Origin of the sequence: Streptomyces sp. NRRL F-4489 (assembly GCF_001509485.1) — a bacterium.
Classification (GTDB): Bacteria; Actinomycetota; Actinomycetes; order Streptomycetales; family Streptomycetaceae; genus Streptomyces.
Genome location: NZ_LLZI01000232.1, coordinates 26849 through 47478 on the forward strand (window position 1 = coordinate 26849; position 20630 = coordinate 47478).

Consider the following 20630-nt stretch of genomic DNA (forward strand, 5'->3'; position numbering starts at 1 on the left):
CTCCAACACCTCGAAGCTATGCGCGAATTACCCTCCGCCGCTAGCAAGGAAGGCCGAACTTACCGCGCTGACCTGCGGTTTTATCGAGCGGGCGGCCTTGTGATCCGGCTCACAAGGGCCCTCGGCGGCGGATGCGGCGGATACGACAGAGCGCCGGGCGGTCCCGGATGATCGGGTCCGCCCGGCGCTCCGGTCGGAAGTGCGTGCCGCCGTCGCCGGCCTCGCTCAGGAGGCGGCGCCGCCCGCGCTCTTCGCGGGCTTGTCGGCCTCGATCGCCTCGGCCTTGTCGGGCTTGCCGGGGCTATCGGCGGTATCGGGGTTATCGGCCTTGCCGGTCTTGTCAGGGGCGGCGTCCCCGGACACCTCACCCCTGGCCCCCTCGCCCCCGGCAGACCCCTCGCCCCCGGCGCCCTCCGCGCCCCCGGCGAGCTGCCACTCCGGTTCGACGACCTCCTCGCGGCCCGGCGCCTTCTTCGCCGAGACGATCATGTAGACCACGGCCAGGACGAAGACGATCAGCGAGGTCCAGTCGTTCAGCCGCAGGCCCAGGATGTGGTGCGCCTCGTCGACCCGGAGGTACTCGATCCAGGCGCGGCCCGCGCAGTACGCGGCGACGTAGAGCGCGAAGACCCGCCCGTGACCCAGCCGGAAGCGCTTGTCCGCCCAGATCACCAGCGCCGCGACGCCCAGGCACCACAGGGACTCGTACAGGAACGTCGGGTGGTAGGTGCCGCCGATCCGGCCGATCGCCGGGTCCGGGTCGATCTTCAGCGCCCACGGGACGTCGGTCGCCTTGCCGTACAGCTCCTGGTTGAACCAGTTGCCCCAACGGCCGATCGCCTGCCCGATGGCCAGGCCCGGCGCCAGCGCGTCGGCGTAGGCGGGCATCGGGATGCCGCGGCGGCGGCAGCCGATCCAGGCGCCGAGCGCGCCCAGCGCCACCGCGCCCCAGATGCCCAGGCCGCCCTGCCACACCTTGAAGGCGTCGAGCGGATGGCCGTTCGGGCCGAAGTACGGCTCGTACGTCGTGATGACGTGGTACAGGCGTCCGCCGACGAGGCCGAAGGGCACCGCCCACACGGCGATGTCGGCGACGGTGCCGGAGCGGCCGCCGCGCCGCACCCAGCGCTTGTTGCCGAGCCAGACGCCGACGAATACGCCGATGATGATGCAGAACGCGTAGCCGCGCAGCGGGATCGGGCCGAGATGGACGACACCGGTCGGCGGGCTGGGAATGAATGCGAGGTCCATGGCAGGACCGACGCTACCGCGCCGGGCGGGGTGGACGGCAACCCGCCCGGCTACGGCTGCGTAACGGCCCCGCCCGGGTGGCGGTCCATACGTCCGCCGAACGGGTCAGCGGCCGCGGGCCGGGTCAGCGGCCGCCGGAGGTCTTGGCCTTGTCGGCGTCCAGCACCATCTTCTTGAGGTCATCGGGGGTGAGCTGGCCGCCCTTGACCTGGGCGAGGTCCTTGCCGTTGAGCAGGACGGTGGGGGTGCCGCGGAAGCCGGCGGAGGCGAAGGCGGCGTTGGACTTGCGGACGAAGCCGTCGTACCGGCCGGACCGCACGCACGTCGTGAAGGTGTCCGTGACCAGGCCGGGGACCTTGCCGGCGAGCTTGACGAGGTAGGTCTTGTCGGCGAAGCGGTCCTGCTGCTCGGGCGGCTGGTTGGCGTAGAGGACGTCGTGGAGCTGGCGGAACTTTCCGGCGTCCTGGGCGCACAGCGCGGCGTTGGCGGCGTTCAGCGAGCCGGAGCCGCCGGTGTTGCCGTCGATCAGGGTGGCGAGGTGGTATTCGGCGCGGAGCTTGCCGGAGTCCTGGAGTTCGTGGATCACCGGGCGGAAGCCGGTCTCGAACTGCTGGCAGGCCGGGCAGCGGAAGTCCTCCCAGACGGTGAGGGTGGAGCGGGCGCCCGGCGCGCCCACCGGGACGGCGGGCTTGGCGCCGTCACTGGCCTGCTTGGGGAGGGCGAAGTCGTCGCCGGCGGTGCTGCCGCTGCCGCCGCCGGACGACACCCAGACGGCGATCCCGCCGGCCACCGCCAGGGCCGCCACCACGGCCCCGGCGACCACGGCCTGGCGGACCCGCCGGGACCGCGTCCTCTCCTTGGCGCGCTGGGCCTGCAGCCGCTCGCGGGCGCTGCTCTTTCCGTCACGGTTCTGGCCGTCATGGTTCTTCTGGTTCACGCCCGTGGACAACGAAGCGGAGGGGCGCGGCCGCACCCCTCCGCTCGCAGGTTCGCTCTATCGGGCGATATCGGCGGCCCGGTCGCCGGCCGCGCCGCTCCGGCGCACGCCCTCGCCGAGCTGCCCGGCGAGGGTGCGGACCGCGGCGAGACCGGCGTCGGTGTCGCCGTCCGCCGCCAGCAGGCACTTGACGAACGCCGAGCCGACGATCACGCCGTCGGCGAACCGGGCGACCTCGGCGGCCTGCGCGGCGTTGGAGACGCCCAGGCCCACGCAGACCGGCAGATCGGTGGTGGCGCGGGTGCGGGCCACCAGGTCCTCGGCCTCCCGGCCCACCGACTCACGGGTGCCGGTGACGCCCATCAGGGACGCGGCGTAGACGAAGCCGCTGCCGGCCGCGGTGATCTTGGCCAGCCGCTCGTCCCGGCTGCTCGGCGCGACCACGAAGACGGTGGCCAGACCGTGCTGCGCGGCGGCCTTCCGCCACACCTCGGACTCCTCGACCGGGAGGTCCGGCAGGATGCAGCCGGCGCCGCCCGCCTCGGCGAGGTCGGCGGCGAACCGCTCGACACCGTAGGCGTCGACGGGGTTCCAGTACGTCATGCAGAGCACCGGCGCGCCGGTGGCGGCGTGCACCTCGCGGACCGTGCGCAGTACGTCGGTGATCCGGATGCCGGCCCGCAGCGCGATGTCGTCGGCGGTCTGGATGACCGGGCCGTCCAGGACCGGGTCGCTGTGCGGCAGGCCGACCTCGACGATGTCGCAGCCGCCGTCCAGCATCTCGGTCATGGCCCGGATGCCGCCGTCGATGGTGGGGAAGCCGGCCGGGAGGTAGCCGACCAGGGCGGCCCGGTCCTCGGCCTTGGCCTGCGCCAGGACGGTCCGGAGCAGTTCGATGTTGCCCGCCATCAGTTGTCCCCCTCGCCGCCGCGGTCGGCGTCGTCGTAGAGCCCGAAGTAGCGGGCGGCGGTGTCCATGTCCTTGTCGCCGCGCCCGGAGAGGTTCACCAGCAGCAGGGCGTCGGGGCCCAGCTCCCGGCCGACCTCCAGGGCGCCGGCCAGCGCGTGCGCGCTCTCGATGGCCGGGATGATGCCCTCGGTGCGGGACAGCAGCCGCAGCGCCTGCATGGCCGCGTCGTCGGTCACCGCGCGGTACTCGGCGCGGGCGGTGTCCTTGAGGTAGGCGTGCTCGGGGCCGATGCCCGGGTAGTCCAGACCGGCCGAGATGGAGTACGGCTCGGTGATCTGGCCGTCCTCGTCCTGGAGGACGTACGAGCGGGAGCCGTGCAGGATGCCGGGGGTGCCCTCGGTGAGGGTGGCGGCGTGCTCACCGGTCTCGACGCCGTGGCCGCCCGGCTCGCAGCCGATCAGGCGGACGCCGGTGTCGGGCAGGAAGGCGTGGAACAGGCCGATGGCGTTGGAGCCGCCGCCGACGCAGGCCAGCGCGGCGTCCGGGAGGCGCCCGGCGCGCTCCAGGATCTGCCGGCGGGCCTCGACGCCGATCACCCGGTGGAAGTCGCGGACCAGGGCCGGGAAGGGGTGCGGTCCGGCGACCGTGCCGAAGAGGTAGTGGGTGCGGTCGACGTTGGCGACCCAGTCGCGGAACGCCTCGTTGATGGCGTCCTTCAGGGTGCGGCTGCCGGAGGTGACGGCGATGACCTCGGCGCCGAGCATCCGCATCCGGGCGACGTTCAGGGCCTGCCGCTTCGTGTCGACCTCGCCCATGTAGATGGTGCACTCGAGGCCGAAGAGGGCGCAGGCGGTGGCGGTGGCCACGCCGTGCTGGCCGGCGCCGGTCTCGGCGATGACCCGGGTCTTGCCCATCCGCTTGGTGAGCAGGGCCTGCCCCAGCACGTTGTTGATCTTGTGGGAGCCGGTGTGGTTGAGGTCCTCGCGCTTGAGGAACACCCGGGCGCCGCCGGCGTGTTCGGCGAACCGCGGCACCTCGGTGAGCGCGCTGGGGCGCCCGGTGTAGTTGACCATCAGGTCGTCGAGTTCGGCGGCGAACGCCGGATCGGCCTTGGCCTTCTCGTACTCGGCGGCGACCTCGTCCACCGCGGCGACCAGCGCCTCGGGGATGAACTTGCCGCCGAACGCGCCGAAATACCCCGCGGCGCTGGGGACGGATCCGTCCGGATCCGGAAGGAAGAAGCGGGAACTGCCTGCGGACATCTGAGCACTCCTCATCCGGGGCCTCAGCGCCCCGGAGGTCCGGTGTGGTCGGGATGGGAGGGTGTCGCGGCGGGCGCGCGCGTTTGGTGCGCGCGCCGCCGGTACGGGGCCGGACGCGTCAGCGCGCGGGCCCCGGACGCCATCGCCGTCCGTTGATCTGTCCCGGCTCGGAGCCGATGTGGTAGCGGACCCGGCGTCCCCGGACGCGCCGGGCCGGGGCCCGGCAGCCGCGGTGCCACGAGGGCAGCGCGGAGAAGCTGGCCACGGGGCGGCGGGGGACGGGGGTCATCGCGGGTGCCTGCTCCGGCGGCGGCCGGTCAGTCCCGGCCGTGCCGGATCGCGGGGTGCGAACCGGCCGCGACGAGGTCGGCGACGGCGGTCCTGGGGTCCTTGCCGGTGACCAGGGACTCGCCGACCAGTACGGCGTCGGCGCCCTCGTTGGCGTAGGCGATCAGGTCGTGCGGGCCGCGGACGCCGGATTCGGCGACCTTGACGATGTGGTCGGGGATCTCGGGGGCGACCCGGGCGAAGGTGCCGCGGTCGACCTCCAGGGTCTTCAGATCGCGGGCGTTGATCCCGATGATGCGGGCGCCGGCGTCCACCGCGCGGGCGGCCTCCTCCTCGTCGTGCGCCTCGACCAGCGGGGTCAGGCCGATCGACTCGGCCCGCTCGATCAGCGAGACCAGGGCCTCCTGCTCCAGCGCGGCGACGATCAGCAGCGCGAGGTCGGCGCCGTGCGCGCGGGCCTCCCACAGCTGGTAGGCGGTGACGATGAAGTCCTTGCGCAGCACCGGGATGTCGACCCGGGCGCGGACCGCTTCCAGGTCGGCCAGCGAGCCGCCGAACCGGCGCTCCTCGGTGAGCACGGAGATCACCGCGGCGCCACCGGCCTCATAGTCGGCGGCCAGTCCGGCGGGGTCGGCGATGGCGGCCAGCGCGCCCTTGGAGGGGCTGGAGCGCTTGACCTCGCAGATGACCCGGACCCCGTCGCCCTTCAGGGCGGCGGCGCCGTCCTTCGCCGGGCGCGCCGCGCGGGCCCGCTCCTTGAGCTCGTCGAGGCCGACGCGCGCCTGCCGCTCTGCGAGGTCGGCGCGGACTCCGTCGATGATCTCATCGAGCACGCTCACGCGAGCGGCCTCCTATCTGAACGGTGGAGGTGGACAGCGGCTGGTGGGACGCAACCACTGCCCCGGCCGGTTCTCCGATGGTATCCGTCGGCGGGTGCAGGTCCCGCATCCGGTGGGCGCCGGTCCCACTCCCTGGACAGCCCGGTGCGGCCGGGCGGCCGGAAACGGCCCTGGTCACGGGCGCAGCCAGGCGCCGGCGGGGAGGTTGCGCAGGATCGTGAAGACCAGCAGCAGCGCGCCCAGCGCCCACCAGTGGGCCGGGCGCGGCCGGGGGCCTGCGGTGGGCAGTCCGCGGGCCGCGCGGACCAGCCAGACCAGGACGAAGACCGCGAACGCGGCGTAGCCGGCCACCGCCGGGGCGTTGGCGCCCAGCGCCGTGAGGAGGTCGCCGTGCGCGACGGCGTGCGCGCTGCGCAGTCCGCCGCAGGCCGGGCAGAGCACGCCGGTGAGCGAGTGCAGCGGGCAGACCGGGTAGTGGCCCGGTTCGTTCGGGTCGACCGCGCCGACCCAGGCGAAGGCGGCGGCGGCCGCGGCCAGGGTGCCGGCCGGGGCGGCGAGGCGGCGCAGCGGGCCCCGCCGCGGCCGGTCCTGCCCGGTGCGCCGCCCTTCCTGCCCGGTGCGCGGCCGGGCCGCGAGTGCGTTCACGCCGCCGATGCTGCCACCGGCAGCGCGAAGGCGCGGCTTCTCGGCGGCCGTACGGGGCGCGGGCCTGAGAAAGGCCCGGTCCGTGCGGCGGCCGGGAAGCCGCGCCTCGGTGGAGTTCTCCGGTGAGCGGGTGGTCAGCTCTCCTGGGGGCGGGCGGCGGCCGCGGGCTTGCCGGCGCGGCGGGGCTCCTGGCCGAGGCCGGCCGCGCGCATGATGCCGCCCACCACGGCGCCGGCGCCGATCAGCGCGATACCCGCCCAGAACCCGGCCACGCTGCCCAGCACGATGAAGGCGCCGCCGACACAGAACCCGATGAACGCGATGATGACGCCGGTCCAGGCGGCGGGGGTGTGTCCGTGGCCACTGCTCGACATGGAGTGCTCCTCGTTGCTCTGCCGCGCCGGGGTCGGGGCGCGGGAATGTCGTCGTCCATTGTCACCGATGCCGGGCGGACGCCTTTTACCGGGTGGGGTCCTCGCCTACCGGGTGGGGTCCTCACCGCGGTCCAGGGACTTCCAGATCTCCTCGGGGCGCTCCAGGTCCGGCGCCGCCGGGGCGCGCCGCGGGCCCCGTCCGCCGCCGGGCGTCCGCTCGTACCGGCCCGACATGGCGGGCCAGGCGCGGCCGTACACCAGGGCCAGCACACCGGCCAGGAGCAGCAGCACCCCGCCGGCGGCGGCGATCCAGGGCCAGGCGGTGTGGGTGACGTGGTGCACCTGCGCGCCGGACAGGCCCACCGCGTCGGCGGCCTTCTCGCGCAGCGCGGAGGTGTCGGAGTAGCCGAGCGCGGCGGCCGCCGCGATGCCCAGCCCGGCCAGGGCCAGCAGCCCGGCGACCACGATCCGGCCGGCGCGGCGGACCGCGAAGACGGCGACCAGCGCGGCCAGCCCGACCACCGCCAGCGCGCCGGGCACGCCGGTGACGTCGGTGCCGGTGACGGTGCGCGGCAGCTCGCCCTGGGCCAGTACGGCGGTGCCACTCGCCCAGGTGCGGCCGGAGGCCAGCAGGGCCAGGCCCGCGCCGGCGGCGCCCAGCAGCAGCGCCAGGGCGAGGGAGCGCTTGGCGCCGCGGGCGGGCCGGTCCGCGGCCGGCGCGGCTTCGGTGTCGGTACGGGTCCGGGGTGCGGCAGTCACCCCACCACTATCGCCTACCGGCCCCCGCGGCCCGTCGCGCGGGGGTGCGGCGGCTCATTCGCCCAGGTGGTTGGCGGTGTGCACGGCGCGCAGCACGGCCGCGGCCTTGTTGCGGCACTCGGTGTCCTCGGCCGCCGGATCGGAGTCGGCGACCACGCCGGCGCCGGCCTGGACGTACGCGGTGCCGTCCCGCAGCAGCGCGGTGCGGATGGCGATGGCGGTGTCGGAGTCGCCGGCGAAGTCCAGATAGCCGACGCAGCCGCCGTACAGGCCGCGCCGGGTCGGCTCCAGCTCCTCGATGATCTGCATCGCGCGCGGCTTGGGGGCGCCGGAGAGGGTGCCGGCCGGGAAGCAGGCGGTGAGCACGTCGAAGGCGGTGCGGCCGGGGGCGACCGTGCCGGTGACCGTGGAGACGATGTGCATGACGTGGCTGTAGCGCTCGACGGACATGAAGTCGACGACCTCGACGCTGCCGGGCTCGCAGACCCGGCCGAGGTCGTTGCGGCCGAGGTCGACCAGCATCAGGTGCTCGGCGCGCTCCTTGGGGTCGGCGAGCAGTTCGTCGGCGAGCGCCTGGTCCTCCTGGACGGTCGCGCCGCGCGGGCGGGTGCCGGCGATGGGGTGCACCATGGCCCGGCCGCCCTCGACCTTGACCAGCGCCTCGGGGCTGGAGCCGACCACGTCGAAGGGCGTACCGCCGTCGCCGGCGAAGCGGAAGAGGTACATGTACGGGCTGGGGTTGGTGGCCCGCAGCACGCGGTAGACGTCCAACGCGCTTGCCGTGCAGGGGGTTTCGAACCGCTGCGAGGGCACCACCTGGAACGCCTCGCCGGCCCGGATGCGCTCCTTGACGTCCTCGACGGCGGCCCGGAACGCCTCGCCGCCCCACTTGCCGGTGTACGGGGGCACGGCGGACGGCGGCAGCGCGGCGGCGCTCGCCGGGGCGGGGCGGGCCAGGTCGTCGGCCATGGCGTCCAGGCGGGCCACCGCGTCCGCGTACGCCTCGTCCACGCCGGTCGCCAGGTCGTTGTGGTTGATGGCGTTGGCGATCAGCAGGACCGTGCCGTTCCAGTGGTCCAGGACGGCGAGGTCGGAGGTGAGGAGCATGGTCAGCTCGGGCAGCCCGAGGTCGTCCTCGGTGTGCGCGCCGATCTTCTCCAGGCGGCGGACGATGTCGTAGCCGAGGTAGCCGACCATGCCGCCGGTGAACGGGGGCAGCCCCTCGCCCTCGATGAGGTCGCGCGGGGTGTGCAGGGTCTCGACGGTGGCGCGCAGGGCGGCCAGCGGGTCGCCGCCGGTGGGCACGCCGACCGGCGGGGTGCCCAGCCAGTGGGCCTGTCCGTCGCGGACGGTGAGCGTGGCGGCGCTGCGCACGCCGATGAAGGAGTACCGCGACCACGTCCGGCCGTTCTCCGCGGACTCCAGCAGGAAAGTGCCCGGGCGCTCGGCCGCGAGTTTGCGGTAGAGGCCGACGGGGGTGTCGCCGTCCGCCAGGAGGCGCCGGGTGACGGGGATGACCCGCCGGTCCTTGGCGAGCGTGCGGAAGGTGTCGAGGTCCGGTGTGGCGGTGCCGGTGGTTCCCGTGGTCATGGCAGCGGAGCCTACTGGTCGGCGGCGCCCGCCAGGACGTCCGCGTCGAAGCAGGTGCGGGCGCCGGTGTGGCAGGCGGCGCCGACCTGGTCGACCTTGACCAGGACGGTGTCGGCGTCGCAGTCCAGGGCGACGGACTTGACGTACTGGACGTGGCCGGAGGTGTCGCCCTTGACCCAGTACTCCTGGCGGCTGCGGGACCAGTACGTGCAGCGGCCGGTGGTCAGGGTGCGGTGCAGCGCCTCGTCGTCCATCCAGCCGAGCATCAGCACCTCGCCGGTGTCGTACTGCTGGGCGATGGCCGGGAAGAGGCCGTCGGCGCCGCGCTTGAGGCGGGCGGCGACGGCGGGGTCCAGGTCGGTGCTGGTGGCGCGGCTGGTGGTCATGGGTCCATTGTGCCGTGCGGCATGCTGCCGTTATGGATCAGCCGCCGCCTCCGCTCCCGCCGCCCGGGCCGCCGCCGGACCCGGACCGGGCGGCGCGGGTGGCGGTGCGGGTGCTGCTGGCGGTGTTCGCTGCGTCGCTGGTGGCGGCCGTGGTGGTGGCGGTGGTGGTGCTGCGGACGTGAGTGCGGGCGGTGCGCCGTGGCAGGGTGCGCGGGGCGGCCGTAGGCTGGCCGTATGTCGACCCATGCGAAGCGTGAACGGCTCCTTCTGGCCGACCTGTTGGAGAGCGCCGGGCCCGAGGCGCCGACGCTGTGCGAGGACTGGACGACCCGGGATCTGGCGGCGCACGTGGTGGTGCGCGAGCGGCGCGCCGACGCGGCCGCGGGGCTGATCGCCAAACCGCTGGCGGGGCGGCTGGAGAAGGTGCGCGCGGAGTTCGCCGCGAAGCCGTACGAGGAGCTGATCCAGCTGATCCGGACGGGCCCGCCGCGGCTGTCGCCGTTCGCGCTGAAGCAGGTCGACGAGGCGTCGAACACCGTCGAGTTCTACGTCCACGCCGAGGACGTGCGGCGCGCGCAGCCGGACTGGGCTCCGCGCGAGCTGGACCCGGTCTTCGCGGACGCGCTGTGGGTGCGGCTGGAGCGGATGGCCCGGGTGCTGGGGCGGAAGGCGCCGGTGGGTCTGGTGCTGCGGCGTCCGGACGGGCAGACCGCGGTGGCCCACCGGGGGACGCCGGTGGTGACGGTGACCGGTGAGCCGGGTGAGCTGACGCTGTTCGCCTTCGGCCGGCAGGGCGCGGCGAAGGTGGAGCAGGACGGGGACGAGGAGGCGGTGGCCAAGCTGCGGGGCGCGCGGCTCGGCATCTGAGGCCGGGGCGGGCCGCCGCTCCCCTGGCCGGGCCGGCCCGCGCTCAGGGCGTGCCGCCGGCCAGGTGGGCGCGCAGGATGCGCTCCAGTTCCCGGGCGGCGCGTGGCGGGGAGACGTCGCCGCGGTGCGCGACGGAGACCACCCGGTGCATCCCGGGGGTGGCGAACGGCGTCACCCGCAGCCCGGAGCGTTCGGCGACCATGCTGGGGACGACGGCGACGCCGAGGCCGGCCCGGACGAAGCCGAGTACCGCGTCCATCTCGCCGCCCTCGACGGTGAAGGTCGGCTCGAAGCCGGCCGCGCGGCATGCCGCGGTGGTGAATTCCCGCAGGTCGTAGCCCCGGCGGAACATCGCCAGCGGCCGGCCGCGCAGATCCTCGACGCGGATCCGGGTGCGCCGGCCGGCGACCGGCGCGGGGCGGCCGGGGGCGGAGACCACCACCAGCTCCTCGCGCAGCAGCTCGGTGGTGGCCAGCGCGGGGGCCTGGCCGGGCAGCGGGGTGATGATCAGCGCGAGGTCCAGTTCGCCGTCGGCCAGCGCGCGGACCAGGTCCTGGGAGCCGTCCTCGGCGATGATCAGCTCGACGCCGGGGTAGGCGGCGTGGAAGGCGCTGAGCACGTCGGGGACGAGGCTGGCGCACAGGCTGGGCGGGGCGCCCAGGCGCAGCCGGCCGCGGCGCAGCTGGGCGACCTCCTGGACCTCGCGGCGGGCGGTCTCGGTGTCGGCGAGGATCCGGCGGGCCAGTGGGAGCAGGGTCTCGCCGGCGTCGGTGAGGGAGATGTGGCCGCGGGCGCGGTGGAAGAGTTCGGCGCCCAACTCCCGTTCCAGGGCCCGGATCTGCTGGGAGAGCGAGGGCTGGGCGACGTGTTCGCGCTCGGCGGCGCGGGTGAAGTGGCGGGTGTCGGCCACGGCCGTGAAGTAGCGGAGCTGCTGCAGCTGCATAAGGGGAATATAAGGCAGTGATAGGGCCTGCCTATGGAGATCAGCCGCACCATGTCTTGGACGGATGGCCAACGCCTCCCTACCGTCGGGACCCATGGCACTGGCACAACGGACGGACCGACGGCCGTCGATGACGAGGACGCTCTGGGGCTCCACCGTCGGCAAGAAGGCGGTGATGGCCGTCAGCGGCCTGATCATGCTCGCCTATCTTGTCGTCCACATGTTCGGCAACCTGAAGATCTTCTTCGGGGCGGGCTCCTTCAACGCGTACGCGCACTGGCTGCGCACGGTCGGCGAACCGTTCATGCACTACGAGTGGACGCTGTGGGTGATCCGCGTGGTGCTGGTGGCCGCCGTCGTCGCGCACGCCACCGCCGCGTACCAGCTCAGCCGCCGCGACCTCAAGGCCCGCCCGGACCGCTACGTCCACCGCAAGGCGCGGACCAGCTACGCCACCCGCACCATGCGCTGGGGCGGGGTGATCCTCGGCCTGTTCATCGTCTGGCACCTGCTGGACCTGACCACCGGCACCGTGCACTCCGGCTTCCAGCCCGGCCACCCGTACCAGAACGTCGTGGCCACCTTCTCGACCTGGTACGGCAACGCCATCTACCTCGTGGCGATGCTCGCCCTCGGCCTGCACATCCGGCACGGCTTCTGGAGCGCCGCGCAGACCCTCGGCGCGGGCAGCCGGACCCGCGACCGCCTCCTGAAGACCCTGGCCAACGTCCTCGCGCTGGTGCTGACCCTGGGCTTCATCGCCGTCCCCGTCGGCGTCATGACCGGATTGGTGAGCTGACCATGACCGCTTCCCCCGCCTCCGCCTTCCCCGCGTACACCGACTACACCACCGGCGCGCCGCTCGCCGACGCCAAGGCCCCGGCCGGGCCGATCGCCGAGCGCTGGGACACCCGCCGCTTCGAGGCCAAGCTGGTCAACCCGGCCAACCGCCGCAAGCACACGGTCATCGTCGTCGGCACCGGACTGGCCGGCGGCTCGGCCGGCGCCACCCTCGCCGAACAGGGCTACCACGTCGTCCAGTTCTGCTACCAGGACTCCCCGCGCCGGGCCCACTCCATCGCCGCGCAGGGCGGGATCAACGCCGCGAAGAACTACCGCAACGACGGCGACTCGGTCCACCGCCTCTTCTACGACACCGTCAAGGGCGGCGACTTCCGCGCCCGGGAGTCCAACGTCCACCGGCTCGCGCAGATCTCCGTCGAGATCATCGACCAGTGCGTCGCCCAGGGCGTGCCGTTCGCCCGCGAGTACGGCGGTCTGCTCGACACCCGCTCGTTCGGCGGCGTCCAGGTCTCCCGCACCTTCTACGCCCGCGGCCAGACGGGCCAGCAGCTGCTGCTCGGCGCCTACCAGGCGCTGTCCCGGCAGATCGCGGCCGGCAACGTCGAACTGCACCCGCGCACCGAGATGCTGGACCTGATCGTGGTCGGCGGCCGGGCCCGCGGCATCGTCGCCCGCGACCTGGTCACCGGGAAGATCTCCAGCTACTTCGCGGACGCGGTGGTGCTCGCCTCCGGCGGCTACGGCAACGTCTTCTACCTGTCGACGAACGCCATGAACTCCAACGCCACCGCGATCTGGCGGGCCCACCGGCGCGGCGCCTACTTCGCCAACCCCTGCTTCACCCAGATCCACCCGACCTGCATCCCGCGCACCGGCGACCACCAGTCCAAGCTGACGCTGATGAGCGAGTCGCTGCGCAACGACGGCCGGATCTGGGTGCCCAGGGCCAAGGGCGACACCCGCCCGCCGAACGAGATCCCCGAGGACGAGCGCGACTACTACCTGGAGCGCATCTACCCGTCCTTCGGCAACCTCGTCCCCCGCGACATCGCCTCCCGCGCCGCCAAGAACGTCTGCGACGAGGGCCGCGGCGTCGGCCCCGGCGGCCAGGGCGTCTACCTGGACTTCGCGGACGCCATCGCGCGGATGGGCCGCAAGGCCGTCGAGGCCAAGTACGGCAACCTCTTCGACATGTACCAGCGGATCACCGACGAGGACCCGTACCGGGTGCCGATGCGGATCTACCCCGCGGTGCACTACACGATGGGCGGGCTGTGGGTCGACTACGACCTCCAGACCACCGTGCCCGGCCTGTTCGCCATCGGCGAGGCCAACTTCTCCGACCACGGCGCCAACCGCCTGGGCGCCAGCGCGCTCATGCAGGGCCTGGCCGACGGCTACTTCGTCCTGCCCTCGACCATCAACGACTACCTGGCCCGCAACCCGCACCAGGAGCCGGTCGGTGCGGACCACCCGGTCGTCCAGGACGTCCTGGCCGAGACCGAGGACCGGATCAACCTGCTGCTCGCCGTGGACGGGGACCGCACCCCGGACTCCTTCCACCGCGAGATCGGCGAACTCATGTGGGAGTACTGCGGGATGGCCCGCACCGACGCCGGGCTGCGCAAGGCCCTGGCCCGGATCCCCGAGATCCGCGAGGAGTTCTGGCGGCGCATCAAGGTCCCCGGCACCGGCGCGGAGTTCAACCAGTCGCTGGAGAAGGCCAACCGCGTCGTCGACTACCTGGAGCTGGCCGAGCTGATGTGCCTCGACGCGCTGCACCGCGCCGAGTCCTGCGGCGGCCACTTCCGCGAGGAGTCGCAGACCCCCGACGGCGAGGCGGCCCGCCGGGACGAGGAGTTCGGCTACGCCGCCGCCTGGGAGTTCGCCGGCACCGGCGCGGCCCCCGTCCTGCACAAGGAAGACCTGGTCTTCGAGTACGTCCACCCCACCCAGCGGAGCTACGCATGAGGCTCACCCTGCGCGTCTGGCGGCAGAAGCACGCCGGCGCCGACGGCGCCATGTCCACGTACGAGGTGGACGGCATCTCCCCCGACATGTCCTTCCTGGAGATGCTCGACACCCTCAACGAGGAGCTGATCCTCAAGGGCGAGGACCCGGTCGCCTTCGACCACGACTGCCGTGAGGGCATCTGCGGGGCCTGCTCGCTCGTCATCAACGGCGACGCGCACGGCCCCGAGCGGACCACCACCTGCCAGCTGCACATGCGGTCCTTCCGGGACGGCGACACCATCGACGTCGAGCCCTGGCGCGCCGCGGCCTTCCCGGTCGTCAAGGACCTGGTCGTGGACCGCTCGGCGTTCGACCGGATCATCCAGGCCGGCGGCTACATCACCGCGCCGACCGGCTCCGCCCCCGAGGCGCACGCCACGCCGGTGCCCAAGCCGGACGCCGACGCCGCGTTCGAGCACGCCGAGTGCATCGGCTGCGGCGCGTGCGTGGCGGCCTGCCCCAACGGCGCGGCGATGCTGTTCACCTCCGCGAAGGTCAACCACCTCAACGTGCTGCCGCAGGGCGCCCCGGAGCGGGAGTCCCGGGTGCTGGACATGGTGGCGCAGATGGACGCCGAGGGGTTCGGCGGCTGCACCCTGGCCGGGGAGTGCGCCACCGCCTGCCCCAAGGGCATCCCGCTGTTCAGCATCACCAGGATGAACCGCGAGTTCGTCCGCGCCGCCCGCAAGGCGAAGTGACCGGCGGCGCCGGGAGGTGAACGGGAAGGGCCCCTGCCGCGGGGATGCGGCAGGGGCCCTTCGGCGTTCGCAGGCGCGAGCCGCTACCGCACCGGGTGCCCGGCCTCCCGCAGCGCGTCCTTGACCTGCCCGATGCGCAGATCGCCGAAGTGGAAGACCGAGGCGGCCAGTACGGCGTCGGCGCCGGCGGCCACCGCGGGGGCGAAGTCGCCGAGCTTGCCGGCGCCGCCGGAGGCGATCACCGGGACGCTGACGTGCCGGCGCACCGCCTCGATCATCTCCACGTCGTAGCCGTCCTTGGTGCCGTCGGCGTCCATGGAGTTCAGCAGGATCTCCCCGGCGCCCAGCTCGGCGGCGCGGTGCGCCCACTCCACCGCGTCGATCCCGGCCGAGCGGCGCCCGCCGTGCGTGGTGACCTCGAACGAGCCGTCGGCCGTGCGCCGGGCGTCCACCGACAGGACCAGCACCTGGCTGCCGAACCGCTCCGCGATCTCCTTGATCAGCTCCGGGCGGGCGATCGCCGCGGTGTTCACACCGACCTTGTCCGCGCCGGCCCGCAGCAGCTTGTCGACGTCCTCGGCGGTGCGCACCCCGCCGCCGACGGTCAGCGGGATGAAGACCTGCTCGGCGGTGCGGCGGACCACGTCGTAGGTGGTCTCGCGGTTGCCGGAGGACGCGGTGATGTCGAGGAAGGTCAGCTCGTCGGCGCCCTCCTGGCCGTAGACCTTCGCCATCTCGACCGGGTCCCCGGCGTCCCGGAGGTTCTGGAAGTTGACGCCCTTGACGACGCGGCCGTTGTCGACGTCCAGGCAGGGGATGACGCGGACCGCCAGGCTCATGTCGGTCTCAGCCCTCTCGCTCGGTGTCCCGGGACGGATCCCGGAACGCTTCTAGTTCTACTTCCACCAGGACGCGGGAATCGATGAAGCCGGAGACCACGACCAGGGTCGTGGCGGGCGGCGCGGCCTCGAACAGCTCCCGGTGGGCCCGGGAGGCGGCGTCCGCGTCCCGCAGGTGGGTCAGGTACATCCGGGTGCGCACCACCTCGGCGGCGCCCAGCCCGAAGGGGGTCAGCGCCGCCAGCGCGTTGCCGAAGGCGACCTTGGTCTGGACGTAGGGATCGCCCTCGCCCTGGAGGACCCCGCCGACCAGCGGCATCGTGCCGGCGACCAGGACCCGGTCGCCGGCCGCCACCGCGCGTGCGAAGCCAATGGACTCTTCCCAGGGGCTGTCGGTCCGTACGCGCTCGATGCTCATCACGCCGCCTCCCATGGCCGTGGCCGGTTGCGGCACCCGCGGCCTAGGACACCGCCGCCAGTGCCTCTTCGAGGGTGAACGCCTTCGCGTACAGCGCCTTGCCGACGATCGACCCCTCCACGCCCTGCGGCACCAGCGCGGCGATCGCCCGCAGGTCGTCGAGGGAGGAGACGCCGCCGGAGGCGACGACGGGGCGGTCGGTGGCCGCGCAGACGTTTTTCAGAAGTTCCAGGTTGGGGCCCTGGAGGGTGCCGTCCTTGTTGATGTCGGTGACGACGTAGCGGGCGCAGCCCTCGGCGTCCAGGCGGGCCAGCGTCTCGTAGAGGTCGCCGCCGTCCCGGGTCCAGCCGCGGCCGCGCAGGGTGGTGCCGCGGACGTCCAGGCCCACCGCGATCTTGTCGCCGTGCTCGGCGATGATCTTGGCGACCCACTCGGGCTGCTCCAGCGCCGCGGTGCCGATGTTGACCCGGGTGCAGCCGGTGGCGAGCGCGGCGGCCAGCGAGGCGTCGTCGCGGATGCCGCCGGACAGCTCGACCTTGATGTCCATGGAGCGGGCCACCTCGGTGATCCGCTCGCGGTTGTCGCCGGTGCCGAACGCGGCGTCGAGGTCGACCAGGTGCAGCCACTCGGCGCCGGCCGCCTGCCAGGCCAGCGCGGCCTGGAGCGGGTCGCCGTAGGAGGTCTCCGAGCCGGACTCGCCGTGCACCAGGCGGACGGCCTGGCCGTCGCGGACGTCGACGGCGGGCAGGAGTTCGAGCTTCTTCACAGCGTTCACAGCGTTCACAGCGTTTCGATCCAGTTGGTCAGGAGCTGGGCACCGGCGTCGCCGGACTTCTCGGGGTGGAACTGGGTGGCCCACAGCGGGCCGTTCTCGACCGCGGCCACGAACGGCTCGCCGTGCGTGGCCCAGGTGACCTTGGGAGCGGTCATCGCCTCGTTGGCGGTCTCCAGCTCCCAGTCGTGGACCGCGTAGGAGTGCACGAAGTAGTAGCGGGCGTCGGCCGGCAGCCCGGCGAAGAGCCGGGAGCCCTCGGCGGCGCGGACGGTGTTCCAGCCCATGTGCGGGACCACCTCGGCCTTGAGCGGGCCGACCGTGCCGGGCCACTCGTCGAGCCCCTCGGTCTCCACGCCGTGCTCGATGCCCCGGCCGAAGAGGATCTGCATCCCGACGCAGATGCCCATCACCGGGCGGCCGCCGGACAGCCGGCGGCCGATGATCCAGTCGCCGCGGGCCTCCTTCAGCCCGCGCATGCACGCGGCGAACGCGCCGACGCCGGGCACCAGCAGCCCGTCGGCGTTCATCGCGGTGTCGAAGTCGCGGGTGATCTCCACGTCCGCGCCGACATGCGCCAGGGCCCGCTCGGCGGACCGGATGTTGCCGAAGCCGTAGTCGAAGACGACGACCTTCCGGGCGGTGCTCAATTCCACACCTCCAGGCGCATCACGCCCGCCACCAGGCACATCGCCGAGGCGATGGCGAGCAGGGTGATCACGGACTTGGGGATCTTCTGCTTCCAGAACGAGTAGACGCCGCCGAGCAGGAAGAGGCCCACGAGGATGAAGACGGTGGACAGGCCGTTCATCACAGGGCGCCCTTCGTGGACGGGAGGATGCCCGCCGCCCGCGGGTCGCGTTCGCTGGCGTAGCGCAGGGCCCGGGCCAGCGCCTTGAACTGGCACTCCACGATGTGGTGGGCGTTGCGCCCGTACGGGACGTGGACGTGGAGCGCGATCTGCGCCTGGGCGACGAACGACTCCAGGATGTGCCGGGTCATCGTGGTGTCGTAGGTGCCGATCATCGGCGCCATGTTCTCCGGCTCGGTGTGCACCAGATACGGGCGGCCGGAGAGGTCCACCGTCACCTGGGCCAGCGACTCGTCCAGCGGGACGGTGCAGTTGCCGAAGCGGTAGATGCCGACCTTGTCGCCGAGCGCCTGCTTGAAGGCGGCGCCGAGCGCGAGGGCGGTGTCCTCGATGGTGTGGTGGGTGTCGATGTGCAGATCGCCGTCGGTCTTGACCTTGAGGTCGAAGAGGCCGTGCCGGCCGAGCTGGTCGAGCATGTGGTCGTAGAAGCCGACGCCGGTCGAGACGTCGACCTGGCCGGAGCCGTCGAGGTCGATCTCGACCAGCACCGTGGTCTCCTTGGTGGTGCGCTCCACGCGCCCCACACGGGCGGTCGCACCGCTCATCGCTTGTTCTCCTTCAGGCTGCGTTCTTTGCGCACCGCGCGCACCGCGTCGAGGAACGCGTCGTTCTCGGCCGGGGTGCCGGCGGTGACCCGCAGCCAGCCCGGTACGCCGTTGTCGCGGACCAGCACGCCGTGGTCGAGGATCGCCTGCCAGGCGGCGTGCGCGTCGTCGAAAAGGCCGAACTGGACGAAGTTGGCGTCCGAGTCCACGACCTCGTGGCCGATCCCGCGGAGCTCGGTGACCAGGCGGTCCCGCTCGCTCTTGAGCTGCTCGACGTAGGCCAGCAGCGTATCGGTGTGCTCCAGGGCGGCGAGCGCGGTGGCCTGGGTGACGGCCGAGAGGTGGTACGGCAGCCGGACCAGCTGGACGGCGTCGACCACGGCCGGGTCGGCGGCGAGGTAGCCCAGCCGCAGGCCGGCGGCGCCGAACGCCTTGGACATCGTGCGGGAGAGGACCATGTTCGGCCGGCCCTCGATCAGCGGCAGCAGCGACGGCCGGTGGCTGAACTCCACATACGCCTCGTCCACCACGACCAGCGCCCCGCCGGTGGCGGACCGCGCGGCCTGCGCCGCGTCGTACAGCGCGAGGACCGTCTCGGCGGCGACGGCGGAGCCGGTGGGGTTGTTCGGCGAGCAGACGAAGACCACGTCGGGCCGGTGCTCGGCGATGGCCTCCCGCGCGGCCGCCACGTCGATGGTGAAGTCCTCGCACCGGGGCCCGGAGATCCAGCCGGTGCCCGTACCGCGCGCGATCAGCGCGTGCATGGAGTACGACGGCTCGAAGCCGAGGGCGGTGCGGCCGGGGCCGCCGAAGGTCTGGAGCAGCTGCTGGAGGACCTCGTTGGAGCCGTTGGCGGCCCAGACCTGGCTGGTGGTGACCGGGTGGCCGGTGGTGCGGGTGAGGTAGCCGGCCAGCTCGGTGCGCAGCTCGACCGCGTCGCGGTCGGGGTAGCGGTTGAGGTGGCGGGCGGCCTCGGTGACCCGCTCGGCGATCCGCCGGACCAGCGGTTCGGGGAGCGGGTAGGGGTTCTCGTTGGTGTTGAGGCGCACCGGGACGTCGAGCTGCGGGGCGCCGTAGGGGGACTTGCCGCGCAGCTCGTCCCGGATGGGGAGATCGTCGATCCTGGTCACGTGCCTGCTCACTTGCTCTCGGGGACCGTCCAGTCGAAGCGGGCCTTGAGCGCCGCGCCGTGGGCCGGCAGGTCCTCGGCCTCGGCGAGGGTCACCACGTGGTGGGCGACCTCGGCCAGCGCCTCGCGGGTGTAGTCCACGACGTGGATACCGCGCAGGAACGACTGGACGGACAGGCCCGAGGAGTGGCAGGCGCAGCCGCCGGTGGGCAGGACGTGGTTGGAGCCGGCGCAGTAGTCGCCGAGCGAGACCGGGGCGTACGGGCCGACGAAGACCGCGCCGGCGTTGCGGACCCGGGCGGCGACGGCGGCGGCGTCGGCGGTCTGGATCTCCAGGTGCTCGGCGCCGTAGGCGTCCACCACCGCCAGGCCCTCGTCCAGGCCGTCCACCAGGACGATCGCGGACTGCCGGCCGGACAGCGCCGGCACGATGCGGTCCTCGACGTGCTTGGTGGCCTCGATCTGCGGGGCCAGCTCCTTCTCGGTGCGGTCGGCCAGCTCCTCGGAGTCGGTGACCAGGACGGCGGCGGCCATCGGGTCGTGCTCGGCCTGGCTGATCAGGTCGGCGGCGACGTGGACCGGGTCGGCGGTGCGGTCGGCGAGGACCGCGATCTCGGTGGGCCCGGCCTCGGAGTCGATGCCGATCCGGCCCTTGAGCAGGCGCTTGGCGGCGGCGACGTAGATGTTGCCGGGGCCGGTGACCAGATTGGCCGGGGCGCACTCGTCGGTGCCGTACGCGAACATCGCCACGGCCTGGGCGCCGCCGGCCGCGTAGACCTCGTCCACGCCGAGCAGGGCGCAGGCGGCGAGGATCGTCGGGTGCGGCAGGCCGCCGAAGTCCGCCTGCGGCGGGGAGGCGACGGCGAGCGAGCCGACGCCGGCCTCCTGGGCGGGGACGACGTTCATGACCACGGAGGACGGGTAGACCGAGCGGCCGCCGGGGACGTAGAGGCCGACCCGCTCGACCGGGACCCAGCGCTCGGTGACCGTGCCGCCGGGCACGACCGTGGTGGTGACATCCGTGCGGCGCTGCTCGCGGTGGACGATCCGGGCGCGCCGGATGGACTCCTCCAGGGCGGCGCGGACCGCCGGGTCCAGCGCGGCCAGCGCCTCGGTCAGCGCCTCGGCCGGGACCCGGACCCGCTCGATCTCCACGCCGTCGAACCGCCGCGCGTAGTCGATCAGCGCCGCGGTGCCGCGATGGCGTACGTCCTCGCAGATGGGCCGCACCGTCTCCAGGGCGGCTTCCACGTCGAACTCGGCACGGGGCAGCAGGTCGCGCAGGGCGGCACCCTCGGGGAGGGCGGCGCCACGCAGGTCGATTCGGGAGATCACGTCCCCAGTGTCTCAGACCCGCCGCCGGGCCCGGACGCCCGTATCACTCAGTGATACGCAGTGACGCGCGGTCCGGACGGCCGCCGGCGGGCCCGCGAAGTTGACCGGAGTTGGCCCTGACCACGCGTGTTCAACCGGTCACCGGGCGGGCAAGGG

25 protein-coding genes are annotated in these 20630 nt (G+C 73.4%); 5 read left to right on the plus strand and 20 right to left on the minus strand.

Translation table 11 applies throughout. From position 1 onward, the window contains the following. Nucleotides 1-225: 225 nt before the first annotated feature. The 11 genes from lgt to hisI form a co-directional block, all read right to left on the minus strand. Nucleotides 226-1251 (minus strand): prolipoprotein diacylglyceryl transferase, encoded by a 1026-nt coding sequence (gene lgt, locus ADL22_RS20125; protein WP_066981346.1) that lies wholly within the window; start codon nucleotides 1249-1251, stop codon nucleotides 226-228. Nucleotides 1252-1375: 124 nt separating this feature from the next. Further along, nucleotides 1376-2188, minus strand: a complete 813-nt coding sequence (locus ADL22_RS20130) for a DsbA family protein (RefSeq protein WP_066981702.1) — start codon at nucleotides 2186-2188, stop codon at nucleotides 1376-1378. Between the two features lie 57 nt (nucleotides 2189-2245). Beyond that, on the minus strand, nucleotides 2246-3097 hold the full coding sequence (gene trpA / locus ADL22_RS20135) for a tryptophan synthase subunit alpha (RefSeq protein ID WP_066981348.1): 852 nt from the start codon (nucleotides 3095-3097) through the stop codon (nucleotides 2246-2248). Further along, nucleotides 3097-4359 carry a tryptophan synthase subunit beta gene (gene trpB, locus ADL22_RS20140; protein ID WP_066981351.1) on the minus strand — a complete coding sequence of 421 codons (1263 nt, stop codon included), beginning with the start codon at nucleotides 4357-4359 and terminating at the stop codon, nucleotides 3097-3099. Before trpB ends, trpA begins: the two co-directional genes overlap by 1 nt. Before the next feature lie 118 nt (nucleotides 4360-4477). Then, nucleotides 4478-4648, minus strand: a complete 171-nt coding sequence (gene trpM, locus ADL22_RS37005) for a tryptophan biosynthesis modulator TrpM (protein ID WP_420711577.1) — start codon at nucleotides 4646-4648, stop codon at nucleotides 4478-4480. A gap of 28 nt (nucleotides 4649-4676) precedes the next feature. After that, nucleotides 4677-5486: an indole-3-glycerol phosphate synthase TrpC gene (gene trpC, locus ADL22_RS20145; RefSeq protein ID WP_066981354.1), complete on the minus strand. Its 810-nt coding sequence runs from the start codon at nucleotides 5484-5486 to the stop codon at nucleotides 4677-4679. 174 nt (nucleotides 5487-5660) lie between these two features. After that, on the minus strand, nucleotides 5661-6053 hold the full coding sequence (locus ADL22_RS20150) for a DUF2752 domain-containing protein (RefSeq protein ID WP_066981705.1): 393 nt from the start codon (nucleotides 6051-6053) through the stop codon (nucleotides 5661-5663). A gap of 212 nt (nucleotides 6054-6265) precedes the next feature. Beyond that, a complete protein-coding gene (locus ADL22_RS20155; protein ID WP_066981358.1) occupies nucleotides 6266-6505 on the minus strand; it encodes an HGxxPAAW family protein in 240 nt (79 codons plus the stop codon). Between the two features lie 105 nt (nucleotides 6506-6610). Further along, complete coding sequence (locus ADL22_RS20160) at nucleotides 6611-7264, minus strand: TIGR02234 family membrane protein (RefSeq protein WP_066981360.1); 654 nt, start codon at nucleotides 7262-7264, stop codon at nucleotides 6611-6613. A 54-nt stretch (nucleotides 7265-7318) separates the two neighbouring features. Beyond that, on the minus strand, nucleotides 7319-8854 hold the full coding sequence (locus ADL22_RS20165) for an anthranilate synthase component I (RefSeq protein WP_066981363.1): 1536 nt from the start codon (nucleotides 8852-8854) through the stop codon (nucleotides 7319-7321). A gap of 11 nt (nucleotides 8855-8865) precedes the next feature. Continuing rightward, complete coding sequence (gene hisI, locus ADL22_RS20170) at nucleotides 8866-9240, minus strand: phosphoribosyl-AMP cyclohydrolase (protein WP_066981366.1); 375 nt, start codon at nucleotides 9238-9240, stop codon at nucleotides 8866-8868. Between the two features lie 32 nt (nucleotides 9241-9272). Here hisI and ADL22_RS35435 point away from each other — a divergent pair, with 32 nt between their 5' ends. Together ADL22_RS35435 and ADL22_RS20175 are read left to right on the plus strand one after the other, a co-directional pair. After that, nucleotides 9273-9422 (plus strand): hypothetical protein, encoded by a 150-nt coding sequence (locus ADL22_RS35435; protein ID WP_159048696.1) that lies wholly within the window; start codon nucleotides 9273-9275, stop codon nucleotides 9420-9422. A gap of 52 nt (nucleotides 9423-9474) precedes the next feature. After that, entirely contained in the window at nucleotides 9475-10107 is a 633-nt protein-coding gene (locus ADL22_RS20175) for a TIGR03085 family metal-binding protein (protein ID WP_066981369.1), read from the plus strand. A gap of 43 nt (nucleotides 10108-10150) precedes the next feature. Here ADL22_RS20175 and ADL22_RS20180 read toward each other — a convergent pair whose 3' ends face one another. After that, complete coding sequence (locus tag ADL22_RS20180; protein WP_066981373.1) at nucleotides 10151-11050, minus strand: LysR family transcriptional regulator; 900 nt, start codon at nucleotides 11048-11050, stop codon at nucleotides 10151-10153. Nucleotides 11051-11180: 130 nt separating this feature from the next. Here ADL22_RS20180 and ADL22_RS20185 point away from each other — a divergent pair, with 130 nt between their 5' ends. From ADL22_RS20185 to ADL22_RS20195, 3 genes are read left to right on the plus strand one after another with little or no spacing between them, the layout of a single operon-like run. Then, complete coding sequence (locus tag ADL22_RS20185; protein WP_066981376.1) at nucleotides 11181-11849, plus strand: succinate dehydrogenase; 669 nt, start codon at nucleotides 11181-11183, stop codon at nucleotides 11847-11849. A 2-nt stretch (nucleotides 11850-11851) separates the two neighbouring features. After that, nucleotides 11852-13825 carry a fumarate reductase/succinate dehydrogenase flavoprotein subunit gene (locus ADL22_RS20190; RefSeq protein WP_066981379.1) on the plus strand — a complete coding sequence of 658 codons (1974 nt, stop codon included), beginning with the start codon at nucleotides 11852-11854 and terminating at the stop codon, nucleotides 13823-13825. Beyond that, complete coding sequence (locus tag ADL22_RS20195) at nucleotides 13822-14565, plus strand: succinate dehydrogenase/fumarate reductase iron-sulfur subunit (protein ID WP_066981382.1); 744 nt, start codon at nucleotides 13822-13824, stop codon at nucleotides 14563-14565. The genes ADL22_RS20190 and ADL22_RS20195 overlap by 4 nt, the downstream gene beginning before the upstream one ends. An 83-nt stretch (nucleotides 14566-14648) precedes the next feature. Here the strand turns inward: ADL22_RS20195 and hisF are convergent, their stop codons facing one another. Genes hisF through hisD form a run of 8 tightly spaced genes read right to left on the minus strand, consistent with a single transcriptional unit; the run spans nucleotide 14649 to nucleotide 20474 of the window. Then, the gene (gene hisF, locus ADL22_RS20200; protein ID WP_066981385.1) at nucleotides 14649-15404 is read right to left on the minus strand and encodes an imidazole glycerol phosphate synthase subunit HisF; all 756 of its coding nucleotides are present in this window, start codon (nucleotides 15402-15404) and stop codon (nucleotides 14649-14651) included. A gap of 7 nt (nucleotides 15405-15411) precedes the next feature. After that, entirely contained in the window at nucleotides 15412-15822 is a 411-nt protein-coding gene (locus tag ADL22_RS20205; RefSeq protein WP_066981708.1) for a Rid family hydrolase, read from the minus strand. 43 nt (nucleotides 15823-15865) lie between these two features. Next, nucleotides 15866-16588: a bifunctional 1-(5-phosphoribosyl)-5-((5-phosphoribosylamino)methylideneamino)imidazole-4-carboxamide isomerase/phosphoribosylanthranilate isomerase PriA gene (gene priA, locus ADL22_RS20210; RefSeq protein WP_066981388.1), complete on the minus strand. Its 723-nt coding sequence runs from the start codon at nucleotides 16586-16588 to the stop codon at nucleotides 15866-15868. Between the two features lie 14 nt (nucleotides 16589-16602). After that, on the minus strand, nucleotides 16603-17250 hold the full coding sequence (gene hisH / locus ADL22_RS20215; protein ID WP_066981391.1) for an imidazole glycerol phosphate synthase subunit HisH: 648 nt from the start codon (nucleotides 17248-17250) through the stop codon (nucleotides 16603-16605). Beyond that, nucleotides 17241-17405 carry a hypothetical protein gene (locus ADL22_RS35790; RefSeq protein WP_199836342.1) on the minus strand — a complete coding sequence of 55 codons (165 nt, stop codon included), beginning with the start codon at nucleotides 17403-17405 and terminating at the stop codon, nucleotides 17241-17243. The genes hisH and ADL22_RS35790 overlap by 10 nt, the downstream gene beginning before the upstream one ends. After that, complete coding sequence (hisB, locus tag ADL22_RS20220) at nucleotides 17405-18010, minus strand: imidazoleglycerol-phosphate dehydratase HisB (RefSeq protein WP_066981394.1); 606 nt, start codon at nucleotides 18008-18010, stop codon at nucleotides 17405-17407. Before hisB ends, ADL22_RS35790 begins: the two co-directional genes overlap by 1 nt. Then, entirely contained in the window at nucleotides 18007-19140 is a 1134-nt protein-coding gene (locus ADL22_RS20225) for a histidinol-phosphate transaminase (protein WP_066981397.1), read from the minus strand. Before ADL22_RS20225 ends, hisB begins: the two co-directional genes overlap by 4 nt. 8 nt (nucleotides 19141-19148) lie before the next feature. Continuing rightward, nucleotides 19149-20474, minus strand: coding sequence for a histidinol dehydrogenase (gene hisD, locus ADL22_RS20230; protein ID WP_066981400.1), 1326 nt, complete (start codon nucleotides 20472-20474; stop codon nucleotides 19149-19151). Nucleotides 20475-20630: the final 156 nt, after the last annotated feature.

Excerpts from the sequence above, each read along its gene's own strand:
- ADL22_RS20165 (WP_066981363.1), bottom strand. The coding sequence starts at position 8,854 with ATGACCACGGGAACCACCGGCACCGCCACACCGGACCTCGACACCTTC.
- ADL22_RS20180 (WP_066981373.1), bottom strand. The coding sequence starts at position 11,050 with ATGCAGCTGCAGCAGCTCCGCTACTTCACGGCCGTGGCCGACACCCGC.
- ADL22_RS35790 (WP_199836342.1), bottom strand. The coding sequence starts at position 17,405 with ATGAACGGCCTGTCCACCGTCTTCATCCTCGTGGGCCTCTTCCTGCTC.
- hisB (WP_066981394.1), bottom strand. The coding sequence starts at position 18,010 with ATGAGCGGTGCGACCGCCCGTGTGGGGCGCGTGGAGCGCACCACCAAG.
- trpA (WP_066981348.1), bottom strand. The coding sequence starts at position 3,097 with ATGGCGGGCAACATCGAACTGCTCCGGACCGTCCTGGCGCAGGCCAAG.
- ADL22_RS20190 (WP_066981379.1), top strand. The coding sequence starts at position 11,852 with ATGACCGCTTCCCCCGCCTCCGCCTTCCCCGCGTACACCGACTACACC.
- ADL22_RS20175 (WP_066981369.1), top strand. The coding sequence starts at position 9,475 with ATGTCGACCCATGCGAAGCGTGAACGGCTCCTTCTGGCCGACCTGTTG.
- trpB (WP_066981351.1), bottom strand. The coding sequence starts at position 4,359 with ATGTCCGCAGGCAGTTCCCGCTTCTTCCTTCCGGATCCGGACGGATCC.
- ADL22_RS35435 (WP_159048696.1), top strand. The coding sequence starts at position 9,273 with ATGGATCAGCCGCCGCCTCCGCTCCCGCCGCCCGGGCCGCCGCCGGAC.
- ADL22_RS20205 (WP_066981708.1), bottom strand. The coding sequence starts at position 15,822 with ATGAGCATCGAGCGCGTACGGACCGACAGCCCCTGGGAAGAGTCCATT.
- trpM (WP_420711577.1), bottom strand. The coding sequence starts at position 4,648 with ATGACCCCCGTCCCCCGCCGCCCCGTGGCCAGCTTCTCCGCGCTGCCC.
- lgt (WP_066981346.1), bottom strand. The coding sequence starts at position 1,251 with ATGGACCTCGCATTCATTCCCAGCCCGCCGACCGGTGTCGTCCATCTC.
- hisI (WP_066981366.1), bottom strand. The coding sequence starts at position 9,240 with ATGACCACCAGCCGCGCCACCAGCACCGACCTGGACCCCGCCGTCGCC.
- ADL22_RS20185 (WP_066981376.1), top strand. The coding sequence starts at position 11,181 with ATGACGAGGACGCTCTGGGGCTCCACCGTCGGCAAGAAGGCGGTGATG.
- hisF (WP_066981385.1), bottom strand. The coding sequence starts at position 15,404 with ATGAGCCTGGCGGTCCGCGTCATCCCCTGCCTGGACGTCGACAACGGC.
- ADL22_RS20195 (WP_066981382.1), top strand. The coding sequence starts at position 13,822 with ATGAGGCTCACCCTGCGCGTCTGGCGGCAGAAGCACGCCGGCGCCGAC.
- ADL22_RS20155 (WP_066981358.1), bottom strand. The coding sequence starts at position 6,505 with ATGTCGAGCAGTGGCCACGGACACACCCCCGCCGCCTGGACCGGCGTC.